This is a genomic window from Shewanella sp. FJAT-51649, assembly GCF_019457435.1.
Classification (GTDB): Bacteria; Pseudomonadota; Gammaproteobacteria; order Enterobacterales; family Shewanellaceae; genus Shewanella; species Shewanella mangrovisoli.
In genome coordinates, this window is record NZ_CP080411.1 from 1 (window position 1) to 19,762 (window position 19,762).

15 protein-coding genes are annotated in these 19,762 nt (G+C 47.2%); 7 read left to right on the plus strand and 8 right to left on the minus strand.

Features of this window, described 5'->3' with window-relative positions; translation table 11 throughout:
- The 4 genes from dnaA to gyrB all read left to right on the plus strand — a co-directional run bounded on the left by dnaA (nucleotide 1) and on the right by gyrB (nucleotide 6,182).
- The gene (gene dnaA, locus K0H59_RS00005; protein ID WP_011715304.1) at nucleotides 1–1,383 is read left to right on the plus strand and encodes a chromosomal replication initiator protein DnaA; all 1,383 of its coding nucleotides are present in this window, start codon (nucleotides 1–3) and stop codon (nucleotides 1,381–1,383) included.
- Nucleotides 1,384–1,403: 20 nt separating this feature from the next.
- Nucleotides 1,404–2,504 (plus strand): DNA polymerase III subunit beta, encoded by a 1,101-nt coding sequence (dnaN, locus tag K0H59_RS00010; protein ID WP_023266046.1) that lies wholly within the window; start codon nucleotides 1,404–1,406, stop codon nucleotides 2,502–2,504.
- A 161-nt stretch (nucleotides 2,505–2,665) separates the two neighbouring features.
- Complete coding sequence (recF, locus tag K0H59_RS00015; protein WP_220054295.1) at nucleotides 2,666–3,748, plus strand: DNA replication/repair protein RecF; 1,083 nt, start codon at nucleotides 2,666–2,668, stop codon at nucleotides 3,746–3,748.
- A 16-nt stretch (nucleotides 3,749–3,764) separates the two neighbouring features.
- Entirely contained in the window at nucleotides 3,765–6,182 is a 2,418-nt protein-coding gene (gene gyrB, locus K0H59_RS00020) for a DNA topoisomerase (ATP-hydrolyzing) subunit B (RefSeq protein ID WP_086903527.1), read from the plus strand.
- A 67-nt stretch (nucleotides 6,183–6,249) separates the two neighbouring features.
- Here the strand turns inward: gyrB and K0H59_RS00025 are convergent, their stop codons facing one another.
- Nucleotides 6,250–6,906, minus strand: a complete 657-nt coding sequence (locus tag K0H59_RS00025) for a glutathione S-transferase family protein (protein ID WP_220054296.1) — start codon at nucleotides 6,904–6,906, stop codon at nucleotides 6,250–6,252.
- 126 nt (nucleotides 6,907–7,032) lie between these two features.
- Here K0H59_RS00025 and K0H59_RS00030 point away from each other — a divergent pair, with 126 nt between their 5' ends.
- A complete protein-coding gene (locus tag K0H59_RS00030; RefSeq protein WP_011715308.1) occupies nucleotides 7,033–7,881 on the plus strand; it encodes a LysR family transcriptional regulator in 849 nt (282 codons plus the stop codon).
- Nucleotides 7,882–8,039: 158 nt separating this feature from the next.
- The gene (locus tag K0H59_RS00035; protein WP_011715309.1) at nucleotides 8,040–9,083 is read left to right on the plus strand and encodes an HDOD domain-containing protein; all 1,044 of its coding nucleotides are present in this window, start codon (nucleotides 8,040–8,042) and stop codon (nucleotides 9,081–9,083) included.
- 63 nt (nucleotides 9,084–9,146) lie between these two features.
- Here the strand turns inward: K0H59_RS00035 and glyS are convergent, their stop codons facing one another.
- Both glyS and glyQ read right to left on the minus strand, forming a co-directional pair.
- Complete coding sequence (gene glyS / locus K0H59_RS00040; protein ID WP_220054297.1) at nucleotides 9,147–11,213, minus strand: glycine--tRNA ligase subunit beta; 2,067 nt, start codon at nucleotides 11,211–11,213, stop codon at nucleotides 9,147–9,149.
- Nucleotides 11,214–11,222: 9 nt separating this feature from the next.
- Nucleotides 11,223–12,128: a glycine--tRNA ligase subunit alpha gene (gene glyQ / locus K0H59_RS00045; RefSeq protein ID WP_011070431.1), complete on the minus strand. Its 906-nt coding sequence runs from the start codon at nucleotides 12,126–12,128 to the stop codon at nucleotides 11,223–11,225.
- A 118-nt stretch (nucleotides 12,129–12,246) separates the two neighbouring features.
- Here glyQ and K0H59_RS00050 point away from each other — a divergent pair, with 118 nt between their 5' ends.
- Nucleotides 12,247–12,822, plus strand: a complete 576-nt coding sequence (locus K0H59_RS00050; protein ID WP_220054298.1) for a DNA-3-methyladenine glycosylase I — start codon at nucleotides 12,247–12,249, stop codon at nucleotides 12,820–12,822.
- Nucleotides 12,823–12,907: 85 nt separating this feature from the next.
- Here K0H59_RS00050 and K0H59_RS00055 read toward each other — a convergent pair whose 3' ends face one another.
- From K0H59_RS00055 to fadA, 5 genes are all read right to left on the minus strand, one after another.
- On the minus strand, nucleotides 12,908–16,096 hold the full coding sequence (locus tag K0H59_RS00055) for an amidohydrolase family protein (protein ID WP_220054299.1): 3,189 nt from the start codon (nucleotides 16,094–16,096) through the stop codon (nucleotides 12,908–12,910).
- Between the two features lie 194 nt (nucleotides 16,097–16,290).
- Entirely contained in the window at nucleotides 16,291–16,728 is a 438-nt protein-coding gene (locus tag K0H59_RS00060; RefSeq protein WP_220054300.1) for an MOSC domain-containing protein, read from the minus strand.
- 35 nt (nucleotides 16,729–16,763) lie between these two features.
- On the minus strand, nucleotides 16,764–17,009 hold the full coding sequence (gene tusA / locus K0H59_RS00065) for a sulfurtransferase TusA (RefSeq protein WP_011715314.1): 246 nt from the start codon (nucleotides 17,007–17,009) through the stop codon (nucleotides 16,764–16,766).
- Nucleotides 17,010–17,160: 151 nt separating this feature from the next.
- Nucleotides 17,161–18,372 (minus strand): diguanylate cyclase domain-containing protein, encoded by a 1,212-nt coding sequence (locus K0H59_RS00070; protein WP_220054301.1) that lies wholly within the window; start codon nucleotides 18,370–18,372, stop codon nucleotides 17,161–17,163.
- Nucleotides 18,373–18,596: 224 nt separating this feature from the next.
- A complete protein-coding gene (gene fadA / locus K0H59_RS00075) occupies nucleotides 18,597–19,760 on the minus strand; it encodes an acetyl-CoA C-acyltransferase FadA (protein WP_011715316.1) in 1,164 nt (387 codons plus the stop codon).
- Between the last annotated feature and the right edge of the window lie 2 nt (nucleotides 19,761–19,762).

The following is a 19,762-nucleotide window of genomic DNA, read 5'->3' on the forward strand; positions in this document are numbered from 1 at the left end:
GTGGCGGTTTCACTTTGGCAACAATGTATCGGAAGACTGCAAGACGAGCTTTCTGCTCAGCAGTTCAGTATGTGGATCAGACCGTTACAAGCCGAAATGGATGGAGATACTTTGGTGCTTTATGCGCCTAACCGCTTCGTGCTCGATTGGGTTAGGGATAAGTACATCAATATCATTAATCAGTTTTTTACTGAGCAAATGGGTAATGATGCACCTAAGTTACGCTTCGATATCGGTAGCCGTCCGTCAGCGAAAAAGCCCGAGCCAGCCCCTGTTGCGGCTGTGCGTGTGCCCAATCCCCAAACTAAAGCCTCTGTAGGGACTTCATTTAATACCACTGAGCCTGTTGCTAACGCTAATCATCGCAGCAATATCAATCCTACTTACCAATTCGACAACTTCGTTGAGGGTAAGTCTAACCAACTCGGTAAAGCGGCCGCACTTCAGGTTGCTGAAAATCCGGGTGGTGCCTATAACCCACTGTTCCTTTATGGTGGTACGGGTTTAGGTAAGACCCACTTATTACATGCAGTGGGTAATGGCATCATCAAAAATAATCCCGATGCGAAAGTCGTGTACATGCACTCCGAGCGTTTTGTGCAAGACATGGTGAAAGCGCTGCAAAACAATGCGATCGAAGAATTCAAACGTTACTACCGCAGTGTCGATGCCCTGTTTATCGACGATATTCAATTCTTCGCCAATAAAGACAGATCGCAGGAAGAATTTTTCCATACCTTTAACGCGCTGCTCGAAGGTAATCATCAGATCATCCTGACATCGGATCGTTATCCTAAAGAGATCGACGGAGTAGAGGACAGATTAAAATCTCGCTTTGGTTGGGGCTTAACGGTTGCAATTGAACCACCAGAGCTTGAAACCCGTGTGGCGATTTTGATGCGTAAAGCTCAGGAGAGCGGCATCAATCTTCCCGACGAAGTCGCCTTCTTTATTGCTAAGCGCTTACGTTCAAACGTTCGCGAGTTAGAAGGGGCGTTAAACCGGGTTATCGCCAACGCTAACTTTACTGGCCGCCCAATTACCATTGATTTTGTGCGTGAAGCCCTGCGTGACCTCTTGGCACTGCAGGAAAAATTAGTCACTATAGACAACATTCAGAAAACCGTAGCTGAATACTACAAAATCAAGATGGCTGATATGTTGTCTAAGCGTCGTTCGCGCAGTGTTGCGCGCCCTAGACAAGTGGCCATGGCGTTATCCAAAGAATTAACTAACCAGAGCTTGCCGGAAATTGGTGATGCCTTTGGTGGTCGAGATCACACCACAGTGTTACATGCCTGTCGTAAGATTGCTCAGCTACGGGAAGAGAGTCACGACATTAAAGAAGATTATGCTAACTTGATTAGAACCTTATCTTCTTAAAATCAAGGAATTTGGACACTATGAAATTTTCAATTGATAGGGACGCCCTATTAAAGCCGCTTCAATTGGTTTGTGGTGCGGTAGAAAGACGCCATAACTTGCCTATTTTGGCAAATCTCCTTGTAGAAGTTAGTGGGCACTCACTCAAAATGACAGGTACCGACCTCGAAGTTGAGTTAGTGGGCCAGGCGGTCGTTCATGGTGATATTGAAGAAGGTCGTACTACAGTTCCTGCTAAGAAGCTGTTAGACATAGTTAAATCCTTACCCGAACAAAGCGAGCTTAAGGTCGAGCAGCAAGATAACAAATGGTTATTGCGCTCAGGCCGTAGCCGTTTCTCGTTGGCAACCCTGCCCGCAGAAGAATACCCCAATGTGGAAGCCTTTCAGGCGGAAATCGAGTTCTCTCTTAAGCAAGGTGTGCTGAAGTCACTGATTGATGCGACTCAGTTTTCGATGGCGAACCAAGACGTTCGTTATTACCTCAATGGTTTATTACTTGAGACTGAAGGTAATGTGCTGCGTGCCATTGCCACCGACGGTCACCGCTTAGCCTTAAGCCACAGAACCATAGATGCGCAATTGCCTGAAAAACAAGTGATCGTACCCCGTAAAGGCGTCATGGAAATGGCGCGTTTATTGGAAGCCGATGATTTAGATATCGCGATTGCCATTGGCGATAATGCGATTCGTGCGACCACCAGCACTACTGTATTTACCAGCAAATTAGTCGATGGTCGTTTTCCCGATTATCGCCGTGTGTTACCGAAAGGCGGTGATAAAATCGTTATCGCCAGCCGTAACCACTTCAAGCAAGCTTTAAACCGTGCTTCTATTCTATCGAACGAGAAGTTCCGCGGTGTACGCATTCAGTTAGAAGCGGGACTACTGAAAATCACCGCCAATAACCCAGAGCAGGAAGAAGCGGAAGAAATCATCGATGTGGATTACAACAATCAGCCACTCGAAATTGGTTTCAACGTCAGTTACTTATTGGATGTGCTAAACAACCTTAAGTCCGATGATGTGCGTATCACCCTAATCGATGGTAACTCGAGTGCTTTATTGGAAAACCACTTGGAAGAAGATTCCATGTATGTGGTTATGCCGATGCGCTTATAGTATTCCATTGCCTACTTTGTGCCATACGCCGCTTTTTAGCGGCGTATATGTCTTCAAGCCTTATCCCTTGTTGCCTTATTTACTCGGATGGATGTGAATTGCGGTATGATGACTGTTCTGAGTCTTGGCCTAAGCCGTCGATGCGGTTTGATGAGTAACGCATGAGTCTTATCCGTCTTAATATTGATTCTTTTCGCAATATTCAATTGGCACAGCTGAGCCCGACTGAAGGGATCAATCTGATTTACGGTCAAAATGGCAGTGGCAAAACCAGCATACTCGAGGCTATTTACTTTCTCGGCATGGGGCGTTCGTTTCGCAGTCATTTATCCCACCGGGTGATCAATAACGAACAGGATAAGTTAACCCTGTTTGCGACCTTAAATTTGCCCCGTGGCGACAGTAAAATTGGCTTGCGACGTTTCCGTAGTGGCGAAACTGAAGTCAAAATTGACGGGGAAAAGGTGAAAAGGCTATCGACATTAGCCGAAACCTTACCTATCCAAGTGATCACGCCGGAAAGCTTTTCGCTCCTGTTTGAAGGTCCTAAATCCCGTCGGCAGTTTATCGATTGGGGCGCCTTTCATTCTGACCCGCAGTTTTATGCGGCATGGGTGAACGTAAGGCGGGTTCTAAAGCAACGAAATCAATTACTTAGAAATAACTCTTCCTATGATCAAATCCAATATTGGGATAGGGAGTTTGTCCGTTATACCGAGCAGGTCACAGAAATACGAAACCGTTATGTAGACTCGTTAAATGAGCTACTTAAGGGTATAATCGGGGAGTTTTTACCGCAGGTAGATGTTAAGGTTTCATTTACTCGCGGCTGGGATAGCAAAACGGATTTTGCACAACTTCTCGAATCCCAATATCCCAGAGATTTGGCTACGGGTCATACCGTCAGCGGTCCCCATAAAGCTGACCTCAGACTTCGTGTAGGTAGTTTACCGGCGCAGGATGCCCTGTCCCGTGGTCAATTGAAATTATTAGTCTGTGCACTGCGTATTGCACAGGGAAAGTTGCTCAAACAACAAATAGATAAACACAGTATTTATCTTGTGGATGATCTTCCATCCGAGTTGGATGCACAGCATAGGCAGCTATTGCTTAAGCAGCTAGTGGACACAGGTGCACAAGTGTTTGTCACTGCCATTGAGCCTGCGGCAATAGTCGATTCGTTACACACGCCTCCCAGTAGGATGTTCCATGTGGAACAGGGACGTGTAACGGTAATTGAATAACCATTGAGAGAATAATATGTCAGAGAATAGTTACGATTCTTCGAGTATTAAGGTCCTTAAGGGCCTTGATGCAGTACGTAAGAGACCTGGGATGTATATTGGTGACACCGACGACGGTACGGGTCTACATCATATGGTGTTCGAAGTAGTCGATAACTCTATCGATGAAGCCTTAGCCGGCCATTGTACTGATATCACTATTACTATCCATGTGGATGGTTCGGTCTCCGTTCGCGACGACGGCCGTGGTATTCCTGTGGCGATTCACCCGGAAGAAGGCGTGTCTGCCGCCGAGGTGATCATGACGGTACTGCACGCGGGCGGTAAGTTCGACGATAACTCTTATAAAGTGTCAGGCGGTCTGCACGGCGTGGGTGTGTCGGTAGTTAACGCGCTGTCTAAAAAGCTGCAGTTAACCATTCGCCGTGAAGGTAAAGTCCACGAGCAGTTTTATACCCACGGTGTTCCTGACGAGCCAATCAAAGTGATCGGCGATGCGACTAAAACTGGTACCGAAATCCGTTTCTGGCCAAGTGAAGAAACCTTCAGCGATGTTGAGTTCCACTTCGAGATTCTGGCAAAGCGTGTGCGCGAACTGTCGTTCCTCAATTCAGGCGTGGGTATCCGCTTAGTCGACGAGCGTGACAATAAGAATGAATTCTTTAAATACGAAGGTGGTATCAGCGCATTCGTTGATTACCTGAACCGTAATAAAACGCCAGTAAACAAAGACGTATTCCACTTTATGCAAGAGCGTGACGACGGCATTACCGTTGAAGTGGCGATGCAGTGGAACGATGGTTATCAAGAAAGCATTTTCTGTTTTACCAACAACATTCCACAGCGTGATGGTGGTACTCACTTAGCGGGTTTCCGTAGTGCGTTGACACGTAACCTCAACAACTACATGGAAAACGAAGGCTATAACAAGAAAGGCAAAACTAACGCGACTGGTGATGACGCCCGCGAAGGTTTAACGGCCGTGATTTCAGTTAAAGTGCCTGATCCTAAGTTCAGCTCGCAAACCAAAGACAAGTTAGTGTCTAGCGAAGTGAAAGCCGCGGTTGAACAAACCATGGGTGAAAAGCTAAACGACTATCTGCTGGAAAACCCTGCCGATGCTAAGTTAATCGTCGGTAAGATTGTCGATGCGGCCCGTGCCCGCGAAGCGGCGCGTAAAGCCCGTGAAATGACCCGTCGTAAAGGCGCACTCGATTTAGGTGGTTTGCCAGGTAAGCTGGCTGATTGCCAAGAGAAAGACCCTGGTCTTTCAGAAATCTACATAGTGGAAGGGGACTCTGCTGGCGGTAGCGCTAAGCAGGGACGTAACCGTAAGAACCAAGCGATTCTGCCACTGAAAGGTAAAATCTTAAACGTTGAGAAAGCGCGTTTCGATAAAATGCTTTCTTCTCAAGAGGTTGCTACTCTAATCACTGCACTTGGCTGTGGTATTGGTCGCGACGAATACAACCCGGATAAGACTCGCTACCACAACATCATCATCATGACGGATGCTGACGTCGATGGCTCGCACATTCGTACCTTGCTGTTGACCTTCTTCTTCCGCCAAATGCCTGAACTGATTGAACGTGGTTATGTGTATATTGCTCAGCCGCCTTTATTCAAAGTGAAGAAAGGTAAGCAAGAACAATATCTGAAAGACGAAGCGGCACTGACTCAGTATCTGACCACTCAAGCGTTAGATGGTACTAGCATTTATCCATCTCAAGGTGCGCCTGGCATGTCGGGTGAGCCATTAGAGCGTTTAGTGACTCAGTACCGTGAAGTGGAAGCGATTGTTGCTCGTTTAGAGCAACGTTACCCAACGCAGATCACCAACCGCATGCTTTATCATCCAATGATCAACAACGAGATGTTGGCGGATGAAGGTAAGATGAAGGAGTGGATCGACGCCTTTATCCATGAGCTGGTGGAATTAGAAAACAGCGGTGTGTTGTATTCTGGTGAGCCTGTACTCGATCCTGAGCGTAAAGTGTATCTGCCGAAGATCACTATCCGTAAACATGGTATCGATACACACTACCTGTTCAGCTACGACTTCTTCCAATCAACTGACTACCAACGCATTGGTAAGTTAGGTGCGGCGCTCGAAGGTCTGATTGAAGTCGGTGGTTATGTACAACGTGGCGACCGTGTGAAGGAAGTGGGTAGCTTCATTGAAGCGTTAGATTGGACCATTGGCGAAGCCAAGCGTGGCCTCTACATCCAACGCTATAAAGGATTGGGTGAGATGAACCCTGAGCAATTGTGGGAAACCACGATGGATCCAGAATCTCGCCGCATGCTGCAAGTGACGATTGATGATGCCGTTGGTGCGGATCAGCTGTTTACTTGTTTGATGGGCGACCAAGTTGAACCACGCCGTGACTTTATTGAAGCCAACGCGCTGAACGTGGCTAACTTAGACGTTTAACGATCTATATCGTTAGCGATTGATAAAAAAGGGAAAGCTTAGCTTTCCCTTTTTGTTTGGTTGAAAACTACCTATCAACACCAGCTTCGTCGATGTCCACTATTTCAGTCTCGGCTTTGGCGGCTTGTACCCAGGCCTGCATTTCCGGCTGGCTCACAATAAATTCCATATAGGCTCGGCTCGCTTGGGAGACTTCAATCTCATAGGTGAAGAAGCGCATCACAACTGGCGCAAACATCATATCGGCTATCGACCACTTGCCAAATAACCAAGTGCCTTGGGCGGTGGCAAACTCTGCCATTTGCTGTGACCAGATACTGTCGATGCGGGCAATATCCTGCAATACGGCAGGGCTTAATTCGACATAACGATGGGCACGGATATTCATCGGCAGGGCATTTCGCAGGGCATGAAAGCCTGAATGCATTTCACAGGCGAAGGAGCGAGCCTTAGCTTTTTGTTTCGGGTCTTGTGGCCAAGCTGAGCCTGAAAGATAAGTATCGTTGATATATTCGCAAATCGACAATGAATCCCAAACCGTGATATTTCCATCGATGAGTGTCGGAACTTTTAGGGTAGGCGAAATGGATTTGAGCCGCTGATAAAAGCTCTCGGTATCGAGCTGTAGTAGGATTTCATCGAACTGAATACCTGATTTTTCTGCCATTAACCAAGCGCGGAGCGACCAACTAGAGTAGTTTTTATTACCAATGTAGAGTTCCATTTTCACCTTCCTGTTTGGGGTTGTGCTTATCAATATAGGCGCTTGTACTTTGCATGACTAACGAATAGATTTGATGTCATCTATCAGCAAAACGAATAGATAGACTGATCTCTGATAGGAAATATTATGGAAATAGAAGCGTTGCGCAGCTTTGTGGCTTTTGTCGATACCGGGAGTTTTACCCGTGCGGCAATGCAAACCTATAAGACTCAATCTGCCGTCAGTATGCAAATGAAGCGCTTAGAGCAAGAGTTGGGAAAAACGCTCTTTGTAAAAGAGGGGCGAAACTTAGTCTTATCTACCGAAGGCCAACGTTTTGGCTTGTACGCTAAGCAATTACTGCAATTGCACGATGAGACTGTCACTACCATTAAGCAGACCCAAGTCGGCGCACAATTGCATTTGGGCTGTCCAGATGACTATGCCGAATCCGTGTTGCCGCGGATAGTGGCGTTGTTACATGGTCACATTAAGCAACTCGATCTTCAAATTACCTGCGCCTCGAGCCAAAAGCTGCGGATCATGCTGGATTCTGGGCAGCTCGATGCGGCGATAGTGACTCGTTTGCCCGAGTCCGATGAAGGCTACTTATTACAAACCTCGAAAGGCGTTTGGGTGAGCGCGAGTGGTTCGAACTTGAGTGATGCCGATCCCTTACCCATAGCGCTATTCCAAAAGGACTGTAAATTCCATATTGCGGCGTTAGATGGATTGATGAAGCAAGATAGGCATTATCAGTTGTTAGCCTGTAGCAGCAGTGCTGCGGCTCTTAACGCGATAGTGGCTAAGAATTTGGCTATTAGTGCCATGGCCGAATGCAGTGTATCGGCACCACTGAATATTATTGATTCTGGAACACTTCCACCCTTGCCTGTGGTCGCCGTCGCACTGGTTATTTCCGCTAAAGCTTATTCACCAATCAATGCGGAGTTGGCAAAGCAAATTGCACAGGCCTATCAAGGCTACTTGGAATAAGGTTTCACGTGAAACATTCGATTTGATAATGCAGCCTTAAGTCTAGGGACATATAGTAAAGCTGCGCGTAATACATAATGTGACCACTAGTATATGAACTACAATGGACTGATAATTATGCAGGGTCAGTTAACTCAGCTCTAATAGGTTGGAACGTCTTGATTAAGTCCATATTTAATAAAATTTTTAATATCCGCGAAGAGACAATACTGGAGCGACCTAAAAGCTTTAGTCAAACCGATCTCAGTAAATCGTTGGACAAAGTTTCAGCCCCTAAACGCCAAGAAGAACCCGTTGATACCGTGGTGAGTGTCGACTTAGAGGCGTTATTTTATAGTCTGTTGTTTCCTGCCAGAACCAAAGATGCTGGTGGCGTTGCCAATAACCTTGAGCGGCGAGTCATGGCAGAAATAGAGCTCGCCTTAGCATCGCCACAAGTGATAGCAGAAAAGGTGCTTAAGCTTCCCTCTAAGGTGTTGGAATTAGACCGTAAGTTAGCTGAGCCACAGTTTGATACTAAGGACTTGTTGGCGTTAATCGAGAAAGATCCCTTACTAAGCGTCGAAGTGCTTAAGCTGTGCAACTCACCAGCCTTTAAGCGTGGAGATAGAGAGGTCACAAGCCTGCAGCAGGCTTTAGTGCAGCTCGGCCGTGAACAGTTACGCCGCTTTGTGACGAGTTGCCTAGTGCGTGAGATGCTCGATATTAAACCCATTTATTTTCGGCGCTTTGGTGCCGAAATTTGGCGTCATTCGATGCAGGTTGCCTTTTTAACCAGCGAACTGAGTGAAGAAGATAGAGACACGGCATTCCTATTAGGACTACTGCATGATGTGGGTAAGCTCGCCATCTTTAAAATGTTGCTCGATGCCTTTGTGCAGGCAGAACCGGGGGAGCAGCCAAATTCTTGGTTATTCCGACAAGTGATGACAGCAAAATCACTCACCTTAAGTGCTTTGTTGGCAAAGCATTGGCAATTGCCAAGTACCTTTGAAACCGAGCTTGATAAATTAGCCCATGTCCATACTCGGCCGAATGAGGGAATTGCCGCTGTGGTTTGGCGCGCCAATATCATCAGTGAGATTTCGATGTTGCAGCAAGCGGGAAAATTGCCTGCAGATATGCTGAGCAACTTGTTAGCCTTGGTTGGACTCGAGCCTGCTCAATTCGAAGCGTTGCACGAAAAACTTCAGCAGTTTTAATATATTGCAGCCAATAAAAAACGCGCTATAAGCGCGTTTTTTATTGGCACTCTAACGTGCAACTTACTGAAGCAGAGAAATATCCGCTACATGTAAGAACTGTTCACGTAGGTTATTTAGCAGAGCTAAGCGGTTGTTTTTCAATGCTTCGTCGTCCGCCATAACCATCACGTCTTCGAAGAACTGGTCAACGCTTTCACGTAAGCTCGCCAGCAGTGTTAATGCCTGTTGGTAATCAGCATTAGCGAACAGCGGAGCGAGTTGAGGCTGCAGTTCGGCAAGCTTAGCGGCTAATGCTTGTTCTGCGGCTTCGGCTAACAGAGCTGAGTTAATCGTGGTGGGTAATTCGCCTTCCACTTTCGCCAGAATGTTAGACACACGCTTATTCGCCGCTGCCAGAGCGCTAGAGGCTTCTAAGCTTCTGAAGTGTGATACCGCATTGATACGGCTATCAAAATCAGCTGGGCGAGTTGGGCGACGTGCTAATACGGCGAGGATCACGTCAACCTCGATACCTTTATCTTGGTACCAAGCGCGGAAACGCGCCATTAGGAACTCAAGCACTTCATCGCTTGCATTCGCGTTGCTTAAGTTAGTGCCATGGAGTTCTTGAGCCTTGGCAATCAGGGTCACTAAGTCTAGTGGCAACTTGTTCTCAACGATAATGCGTAGCACACCGATAGCGGCGCGGCGCAGTGCGAATGGGTCGGCAGCGCCCTTAGGTGCCTGACCAATACCGAAGATACCGACTAAGGTATCGAGTTTATCCGCTAAGGCTACTGCGCAAGATACCGCTGCAGTAGGAACTGTATCGCCAGAGAATTTTGGCTTGTATTGCTCTTCCATGGCTAAGGCGACGGCTTCAGTTTCACCATCTAGGCGGGCGTAATGCATGCCCATAGTGCCTTGAGTATCGGTAAACTCCATCACCATATTGGTCATTAAGTCTGTTTTAGACAATAAACCAGCACGGGCTGCATCAACGGCGTTAGCGCCAGTTTGCTCGGCAATAAAGGCGGCTAGGGCAGAGATACGAGTGACTTTGTCTTTTAAAGTACCTAGTTGTTGTTGGAACAAGACGGTCTCAAGACTCGGTAAGCGTGATTCCAGCGTGTGCTTTTTGTCGGTATTGAAGAAGAACTCGGCATCGGCCAAGCGTGGACGAACCACCTTCTCGTTACCCGCAATAATTTGTGCCGGATCTTTTGATTCTATGTTAGCGACAAAGATGAAGTTTGGCAGTAACTTACCTGCATCATCGAACACTGGAAAGTATTTCTGATCGCCCTTCATCGTATAAACCAAGGCTTCTGAAGGCACGTTCAAGAACTTCTCTTCAAAGCTTGCGGTTAATACGACTGGCCATTCAACTAAAGAGGTGACTTCTTCCAGCAGGTCATCTTCGATATCGGCGGTGCCACCAATCTTAGCGGCCGCTTTTTCTGCATCGGCTTTGATTAAGGCTTTACGGCTTTCGTAATCGGCGATGACTTTACCTTTTTCTTTCAGTAGCGTCAGGTAGTTGTCTGCATGGTCAAGCTCGAAGCCTGTACCCATAAAGCGATGGCCACGAACATTACGTGCCGATTTAATGCCGAGTAATTCACCTTCGATTAACTCGCTGCCTAACAGCATAGTGGCGGTGTGAACAGGGCGAATGAATTGTGTCTTGCTGCTTCCCCAGCGCATTGGCTTAGGAATGGGTAACTTATCCAGCGCACGTTGCGCCATCGCAGCGATTAAGCTTTTGGTTTCAACGCCTTCTACTTTGGCGTTATAAATCAGCCATTCGCCTTTGTCGGTCACTAAACGTTCAGCTTGGTCAACGGTAATACCGTTACCACGTGCCCAGCCTTCTGCGGCTTTCGTTGGTTTACCTTCTGCATCAAAGGCTGAGCTGACAGCTGGGCCGCGTTTTTCAACGATTTTGTCCGCTTGAGCAAGCGCTAGTTCTGTCACATTAATGGCTAGACGACGGGGTGCTGCATACCAAACAGCTGATTTAAAAGCTAAATCGGCTTTGGTTAATTCTTCGGTAAAGTTCGCTAAGAAAGACTCAGCCAGTTTACGCAGCGCCTTTGGCGGCAGCTCTTCTGTGCCTAACTCGATGAGTAAGTTTTCAAAATTCATGTGTTACCTCTACTTACACATTGGGAAGCCAAGCGCTTCGCGTGCCTGATAATAGGATTCAGCAACGGCTTTAGCCATGGTACGAACGCGCAGGATATAACGCTGACGTTCAGTCACTGAAATGGCGTGGCGTGCATCGAGCAGGTTGAAGGCGTGCGAGGCTTTCATCACTTGCTCATAGGCGGGCAGAGGTAATGGTTTTTCAAGCGACAATAAGTGCTGACACATCTTTTCGCATTGATCGAACAGGGCAAACATAAAGTCGACGTCTGCGTGCTCAAAGTTATAGGTCGATTGCTCAACTTCGTTTTGGTGGAACACATCACCGTAGGTGATGCGACCCATTGGGCCATCGGTCCACACTAGGTCATACACGCTATCCACACCTTGGATATACATGGCGAGACGCTCTAAACCGTAGGTGATCTCACCCGTGACAGGGCTACACTCTAAGCCGCCGACCTGTTGGAAGTAAGTAAACTGAGTCACTTCCATGCCGTTTAACCAGACTTCCCAACCTAGACCCCAAGCGCCGAGTGTTGGTGATTCCCAGTTGTCTTCTACAAAACGGATATCATGGATTTGTGTATCAATACCAAGAGCTTGCAGAGAACCTAAATAGAGTTCTTGGATATTATCCGGTGACGGTTTTAACACGACTTGGAATTGGTAGTAGTGCTGCAGACGGTTTGGGTTTTCACCGTAACGGCCGTCAGTAGGGCGGCGCGATGGCTGCACATAGGCACTGCTCATTGGCTCAGGCCCTAAAGAGCGTAGGAAAGTTTGTGGGTGGAATGTACCCGCACCGACTTCCATATCTAAAGGTTGAACGATTGCACAGCCTTGCTGCGCCCAATATTCCTGTAGGGTTAGAATGAAACCCTGAAATGTTTTTACGTCGTGTTTCGTCGTCATGTCTACTTGTCTACTGCCGTCAGCTTTAATAGAAAATGGTTTCGATTATACCTTGTAGATCTCTGCTTATGTAGGTTATTTTTTACCTTCTTCGTTAAAACGTTAAGGTAGATAGGCCATGGAAGAAATCCGCTGTAATTGGGTCAGCAATGATCCCTTGTATCGTGAGTACCACGATAAGGTGTGGGGACGCCCTGTTTATGATTCGAAGGAGTTATTTGCCAAGCTTTGTTTAGATGGCCAACAAGCTGGGTTGTCTTGGATTACTATCTTAAAGAAACAACAAAATTACGAACAAGCCTTTGCGGATTTTGAGCCGGCAGTGATTGCAACTTTCGACGACGCTAAAGTCGAGGAGTTGATGGTTAACCCAGGCATTGTGCGTAATCGCCTTAAGATCCATTCGATTATTCGAAATGCTAAGGGCTACTTAGCTTACACTGCGGATGGTAAAGATTTTGCTGAATTTCTGTGGAGCTTTGTTGGTGGTAAGCCTTTGGTGAATCAGTTTACTTCTATGTCGCAGGTGCCTGCACAGACCCCGGAGTCAGAGGCCATGTCCAAGGCGTTAAAAAAGCTCGGCTTTAACTTTGTTGGCCCAACGATTTGTTATGCTTTTATGCAGGCAGTGGGAATGGTGAACGATCATCTAGTTGATTGCATCGCCTATGATGCTTGCTGCGGTGGCAAATAAGTCACTTATCTTATTGATCTAACATCCAAAATAAAAAGGCATGTTCCACGTGGAACATGCCTTTTGTTATTTCACCTTGTTGAGATTAGATTTTCTCGAAGAAGAAAGGCTTACGCTGTTGCTTGTTACCATTGAGCTGGTTCATCGACTCAGCATCGAACAACTTACCATTGACCATAGTGTAAGTGACTTTATCTGTCACTCGAATATCAGCTAATGGGTCGCCATCGATTACGATTAAGTCCGCAAGCTTACCTGTTTTAATTGAACCAAGTTGATGCTCTAGACCGAAGGTGGTGGCTGGGTTGATGGTAGCTGTTTTGAGAACATCCATATTGCTCATGCCACCTTGGGCGAACATCCACATTTCCCAATGTGCGGCTAAACCCTCCCGTTGACCGTGGGCGCCAATATTGGAATGCACACCTAACTTATTGAACTCATTTGCTACTTTCGCAACATTAAAATGGTTGTAGTGGCTGTCTGGGGCGTGGGGGCGACGCATTGAGCGAGCCTGCAAAATATCGCTTGGCACATACATAGACAAACGTGGATGTGCCCACACATCGGTCTTATCGTACCAATAGTTTTCACCCGAAATACCGCCGTAGGCGACGACTAAGGTTGGGGTATAACCGACCTTAGTTTGGCTCCAGAACTGTTTAATATCGTTATAAATACTCGCCACGGGCAATGAGTGCTCAACGGTTGTATGGCCATCGGCAACCATGGTTAGGTTGTGTTGCAGCAAGCTGCCACCCTCAGGCACAACCATCATTTCGAGTTCGCGAGCGGCGGCGATAACCTGTTGCCTTTGATTACGACGGGGTTGGTTGTAGCTCTTAACGCTAAAGGCTCCGACTTTTTTGAGTCGTTCTAAATGGAATTTCGCATCATCGAGTGAGTCTATATGTGAGGTGTAGCCGGGAGCATTGGCGCCATAAAGAATCGTTCCAGTGGAGAAAATCCGTGGACCAACGATGTGACCAGCCTTTTGCTGTTCCGAGGCAGCAAAAATCTCAGTGGTATCGTTTGACGGATCATGGATGGTTGTCACGCCTAGGGATAAGCCCGAGTAGAGTGCCCAGTTTTGTTGTGGCACGATTTCATCATCGGCCTGGGCACCATGGGCATGCGCGTCGAACAGGCCAGGCATAATGGATTTGCCGCTAATATCGATAACTTGTGTATCCTTTGGAATCGCTGTATTTGCATCGCCAACGGCCACAATATGATTGTCTTTGACGATCACCACACCCTTATCGATGACTTGGTCATTTTCCATGGTGATCACTTTGCCGCCGACAAAGGCGACTGTTCCACGTGGAACATCGGCCTTTTCGGTAAAGCCTAAGTTGATAATGCTTGGCTTGGCTTGCTCGACCTTTTTGAGATACTGGGAATCAACATCAGCTTGGTACAGTTCTGGGCCAAGAGTCCAATAGAGTTGGTTACTCTTGCTATTCCAGCTGATGCTTTCGCCAGCTCGCACACTTAATTGAGTGACGGGAAGATTGCTGGCGTTAGGACCAATTTCAACGGTTTCACCATGTTTAGCGAAGGGGGTGACCCAAACTTTAAAACGTTCGGCAAAAGCCAGTTGTTCGCCGTCGGGTGATACTCTAAATTCGGTTGCATGCTTACTGCTGTAGTGAACGCGTTTATCAAACCCATCTAGGTTAATTGAGGCAAGCTGTGGCGTGTCGTTATCACCAGTGTTCATAAAGAAAATGCGAACGGCCGAAGCGCCGAATTGTGCTTGATAACCCTCAGCGCTAATTTTCTTATTTTGTTTGGTTTTTAAATCGACCTTGTACAGGCCGGGTTCCTGCGACCAAGTACGAGGTGTAAGGTGTCCACCTTGGGTTTTGCGATACACAACCAACTCACCATCTGGTGAGAAGGTAGGCTCAACATATTTGCCTGGCTCAGTGGTAAGTTGTTTCGCTTTACCACCTTTTGCACTGATCACTTGTACAGAGCCTTGGTCTTGGTCATTCCAAGTTGTGAAGACAATATTTTTGCCATCACGCGACCACTGGGGATAGAGCTCTTCAATGTCGTTACCTAACTCGGTTAAGCGTGACATCTTGCCGTCGGGAAGTGTCTTCAACCAGATTTTACCCAATGCTTCGAAGGCGACCTTGCTGCCATCCGGTGAAACTTGTGCCATTCGCAGCATTTTTACGTCGAATACATCCTTATCAATATCTTGTTTAAAGCGTACTGAAGGCTGCACGTCTAACTGGGTTTTGACGCTGAAGGGAATGTTGGTGACCGTTTTATTGGCAACATTTAAGCGATTGATTTTGCCTTTAGCCCAGAAGAAGATGTCTTTGTTATCTTGAGTCCAAGCCATGGTGGGATAGACACCGTGGATTGCCCAAGTCTCTTGCATATCGCGATCTAAATCACCATACAGCTTGGTCGTTTCGCCGGATTTTAAATCGAACAAATACAAGGAGGATTGGAAATCATCTCGCTTGATGTACGCCAGTTTGGTGCCGTCTGGGCTCGGTGTTGGCCGAATGGCGCCACCGGTTCCTTCGATCAGTATTTCAATATCACCCGTTTGGGTATCGTAACGCTTGATTTTATAGATGCCGTTTACTGAGTCTTTGGAATAATGGAAGGTTTTGCCCGGTGTGTCATCTTGGCTGAAGTAAATGTAACGGCCATCGGGTGAATAGGCTGGCTCACCTAAATCCTTTTCATCGTTAGGGCGTTCGGTGAGTTTAACACCTTCGCCCCCTGCGACATGATAGAGCCAGACTTCACCAGCGCCTAAGCTCCGACTGGCGGTAAAATGTTTACGACCGACTAAATATTGGGAATCAGGGCTCCACGCTGGACTGTTAAGTAAACGAAAGGTCTCTGTCGTGACTGTGCGTGGATTACTGCCATCGGCATCCATAATCCAAATATTGTCGCCACCATCCGCATCTGAGGTAAAGGCAATGTGCTTACCATCCGGGCTATACACGGGCTGCATTTGCCAGGCGATGCCTTGGGCTAACGGTTTTGCTTCACCACCCGTGACTGGGATTTGATAAATATCACCCAGTAAATCAAACACTAAATGTTTACCATCCGGGCTGACACTGATGTTCATCCAAGTGCCTTCGGTTACATCTATGGTCACTTTTTCTAGAGGGGCATTGGCTGGCGCATTGACGTCCCAACTGGGTTTTTGGGCATCTGTTGCCTGTACGGTATGGGAACTAAGGCCAAGCATCAGGGCGATATAAAGCGGTGTCAGCTTAGGTTTCAACATGTTATGTCCTGTTATCGTTATTCTAGGGCTTTATTGTTATCGGATTAGATAAACTTTTGTTAATGCTGCGCTAAGTTATCGCACAAATACCCAGTAAGGAAAACGGAAATACTGTTTCAATTAATGACCGAGTGGAGAAGTGAGGATGGGTAAACTGTGGGAGAGTAATGTGGCTTACTCTCCGCGAAGTATGATTAGTCTAATGTAACGGGATCGCCGATGTGGATCATGGCGTCATTGATGACACGGCAGGTGACGCCACCTCGCCAATCGGGAGTTAACGCTGATTCCAAGCCTGCATGAGCCTGTTCCATCTTCTTGCAGGGATCGGTTTCACCCGTCACTTCGAGGCAGAGATCACCAATGCGCAGCTGCTTACCCACATCAGCAGCCCCAAAGCTACAGCCATCGACCAATAGGTTTGCTCGACGAGTCGTCCAAGGTAAATTTGCATCTATGCTCTGACAAGCTATTTGCCACTGTTGCAGCGACAGTACTGTGACTTGCCGTTTACCTGGGCGACCAAATACATCTTTTTCGACGCCGCTGTGCTGGGTGACATTCGCGCATAGCACTTCGTTCATTGGCCCGCGTTTAACTGTTTTGTAGGCGATAGCAACTAGTTTCGGCATGTTTGATGTCCTTATCCTGATGTCGATATAGAGACTCAGAGTCCCTTTTTAATCAAATATTGATAGGGAGTTTGGCTGGTTTCACTGGCGACCAGTGTGTGGTCCATAAACTCACAAAAGCTGGGAATATCACGTGTAGTCGCAGGATCATCTGCGATGATTAGCAAGGTTTCACCTTGTGCCATTTGTCTTACCGTCTTTCGCACCATCATTACCGGCTCTGGGCAGCGTAAACCAAGAGCATCCAGTTTGTGTTGTGCGGTTGAGAAAACGTCGTTCATATGACCTCTACTGAACGGTTAAACAGAATTGGCTAATGTTACTCCAGTGGTGTGGATAAACCAAGTTGATGGGTTGAATTTGTGATGGGGCTAGGCATGCTCTTGCCGATTTATTTACCGCTAGCAGAATGTTTCACGTGGAACATTTCTATTACTCGGCAACTTTGTTTATTCCCTGAGGTTGTTGAATGCTATGCACTATGTTTGGCGTAATTGCTGCTTGGGGTGTTCCTACTTGAGAAGCGGACTGAGGCATATCGGATTTTATATCATTTGCCGCCATCGACACTGAGCCTTGCTGCTGCAACTTGGCAGCACGTTTATAGCTATACATTTTTTGATCCGCTTTATGGATCAAGGTATTGGCATCATCGTAATCATAGGGGCCTGTATCAACAATACCGTAACTGAGGGAGATGTTGTTTAGGTGCAGCTTAATGTTTTGATTAAAGCGCTCGATAAAGTTGTCTCTAGCTTGGTCTTCTCGACAATTGGGCATGATGATGCAGAATTCATCGCCACCATAGCGAAAACTATGATCCTCTACGCGGGTGCTTTCTTTGATGGCCTGCGCCACGGCACAAAGCACTTCGTCTCCAGAGCGGTGGCCTTGGGTATCATTAAAGGATTTAAAATCATCAACATCTAAATAGATTACGCTTACCGGCTCGGCTCGTCTCTGTGCTGCTCTTAAAATCCGAGTGCCAATTTCTTGTAGATGTCGCACATTTAATAGCCCCGTTAACGGGTCGGTTTGAGATAATTCTTCGAGCTGTTGTGTACGTTCTTTGACTTTGCTCTCCATGCTTTGCGCGTAACGTTCAGCCTTGTCTTTGGCGTTCTCAATTTCGGATACTAGGCTTCGAATATAGGTATCGAAGACGAGGGTGACGTCGAAGAGAACAAGTTTATCTATGGCGACTCGAATGCGTTCATTTTGCAAGTCATCAGCAACCGAGTTATTAATCTCCGCATAAATCAACTCTTTTAGGGTATGAACGGCAGAGAGGTAGAGTTTAGGTTCGACGCCGATTCGTTTGTGTACCAATCCAATCCGCAGGCGGTTGTTAACGTACTCTAAATCGTACACACCATTAAACAGGTCGAGCACATAGCGTCGCTGTGCGGTACGTAAACGAGCTAGGGTATCGGAGTCACCGATCAGCAGAGCAATCTCGGACACACTGGTTTGTAGACCGTAAAAGTCATCAACGATTTTGTCTATGTTCTCTTCAATCACAGGTTTGAAGGATTGCAGTGCTCTGACATCGGCTAAGGTAAAAGAGAACAAGGACTTGCGAAAATCAATCTCAAGCTCAGTGATCCGCATTTGTTCGAAAAGCGTTTGTTCCGTTTGCAGCATTGAACATCCCTCTCGTAGCCTAAAGAATGAAACGCATCCATGCTTCTTAGCAGTGTCGTAATGACGGTCAAATGCGGAGAAGTGCATTAAGGATATTTATCAAGTTAAGTCGAAAACTGCCTGATTTTCAAATTGAAGCTGAGTAGAAAGGAAGATAATTAAGGCGCTATCGCAAATAAAAAAGCCGGAACTGAGTCCGGCTTTGAAAGAAGAATCGTTAAGGATTAAACGCGTTCGAAAACGGTCGCAATACCTTGGCCTAAACCGATACACATAGTCGCTAAACCTAAGGTCGCATCTTTGTGTTCCATCAGGTTGATCAGCGTTGTCGAAATACGCGCACCAGAGCAACCCAGTGGATGGCCAAGCGCAATCGCGCCACCATTGAGGTTGATCTTGTCTTCTACCACATCCAGCAGACCTAGGTCTTTAACGCATGGTAGAGACTGAGCAGCGAACGCTTCGTTCAGCTCGATAACATCTAAATCATTGACTGTGATGCCTGCGCGGGCCAGTGCTTTTTGAGTAGCAGGTACTGGACCGTAACCCATGATTGCCGCGTCACAACCTGCAACCGCCATTGAGCGGATACGGGCACGAATTGGTAGACCTAGCGCGCGCGCTTTAGATTCTTCCATCACTAACATTGCCGAAGCTCCGTCAGATAATGCTGAAGAGGTACCCGCAGTAACAGTACCGTTTGCGGGGTCGAATACTGGGCGCAGCGCCGCTAATGATTCCATTGAGGTTTCTGGGCGAATCACTTCGTCGTGCAGCACTTTAATCAGCGCGCCGTTAGCATCGTGGCCTTCGATGCCATAGATTTCCTTGGCAAAGCGGCCTTCAACAGTGGCTGCGTGAGCGCGTTGGTGTGAACGCACAGCAAAGGCATCTTGCTGCTCACGGGTGATGCCGTGAAGCTTACCTAACATCTCGGCGGTTAAGCCCATCATGCCAGATGCTTTGGCGACGTTATTGGCTAAACCTGGGTGGAAGTCCACACCATGGTTCATGGGCACGTGACCCATGTGTTCAACACCACCGATGATAAAGGTGTCGCCCATGCCAGTCATAATGGCGCGAGCGGCTTGGTGGATGGCTTCCATGGAAGAACCACATAGGCGGTTCACGGTCACAGCGCCAGCCGTTTTCGGGATGCCTGCAAGTAAAGATGCGTTACGGGCAATGTTGAAGCCTTGTTCTAGGGTTTGCTGCACGCAGCCCCAAATGACGTCTTCAATTGTATTGGGATCTAATTGCGGGTTACGCAGTAATAGACCTTTCATTAATTCGGCAGAGAGTGTTTCTGCACGTACATTACGGAACACCCCAGCCTTAGAACGGCCCATAGGAGTACGAATGCAATCTACGATAACAGCTTGTTTCATAA

What these genes read in the sequence shown, in the direction of transcription:
- K0H59_RS00055 (WP_220054299.1), bottom strand. Translation starts at nt 16,096, where the DNA reads ATGTTGAAACCTAAGCTGACACCGCTTTATATCGCCCTGATGCTTGGC.
- K0H59_RS00060 (WP_220054300.1), bottom strand. Translation starts at nt 16,728, where the DNA reads ATGCCGAAACTAGTTGCTATCGCCTACAAAACAGTTAAACGCGGGCCA.
- gyrB (WP_086903527.1), top strand. Translation starts at nt 3,765, where the DNA reads ATGTCAGAGAATAGTTACGATTCTTCGAGTATTAAGGTCCTTAAGGGC.
- K0H59_RS00025 (WP_220054296.1), bottom strand. Translation starts at nt 6,906, where the DNA reads ATGGAACTCTACATTGGTAATAAAAACTACTCTAGTTGGTCGCTCCGC.
- recF (WP_220054295.1), top strand. Translation starts at nt 2,666, where the DNA reads ATGAGTCTTATCCGTCTTAATATTGATTCTTTTCGCAATATTCAATTG.
- K0H59_RS00050 (WP_220054298.1), top strand. Translation starts at nt 12,247, where the DNA reads ATGGAAGAAATCCGCTGTAATTGGGTCAGCAATGATCCCTTGTATCGT.
- glyS (WP_220054297.1), bottom strand. Translation starts at nt 11,213, where the DNA reads ATGAATTTTGAAAACTTACTCATCGAGTTAGGCACAGAAGAGCTGCCG.
- dnaN (WP_023266046.1), top strand. Translation starts at nt 1,404, where the DNA reads ATGAAATTTTCAATTGATAGGGACGCCCTATTAAAGCCGCTTCAATTG.
- K0H59_RS00070 (WP_220054301.1), bottom strand. Translation starts at nt 18,372, where the DNA reads ATGCTGCAAACGGAACAAACGCTTTTCGAACAAATGCGGATCACTGAG.
- tusA (WP_011715314.1), bottom strand. Translation starts at nt 17,009, where the DNA reads ATGAACGACGTTTTCTCAACCGCACAACACAAACTGGATGCTCTTGGT.
- K0H59_RS00030 (WP_011715308.1), top strand. Translation starts at nt 7,033, where the DNA reads ATGGAAATAGAAGCGTTGCGCAGCTTTGTGGCTTTTGTCGATACCGGG.
- fadA (WP_011715316.1), bottom strand. Translation starts at nt 19,760, where the DNA reads ATGAAACAAGCTGTTATCGTAGATTGCATTCGTACTCCTATGGGCCGT.
- glyQ (WP_011070431.1), bottom strand. Translation starts at nt 12,128, where the DNA reads ATGACGACGAAACACGACGTAAAAACATTTCAGGGTTTCATTCTAACC.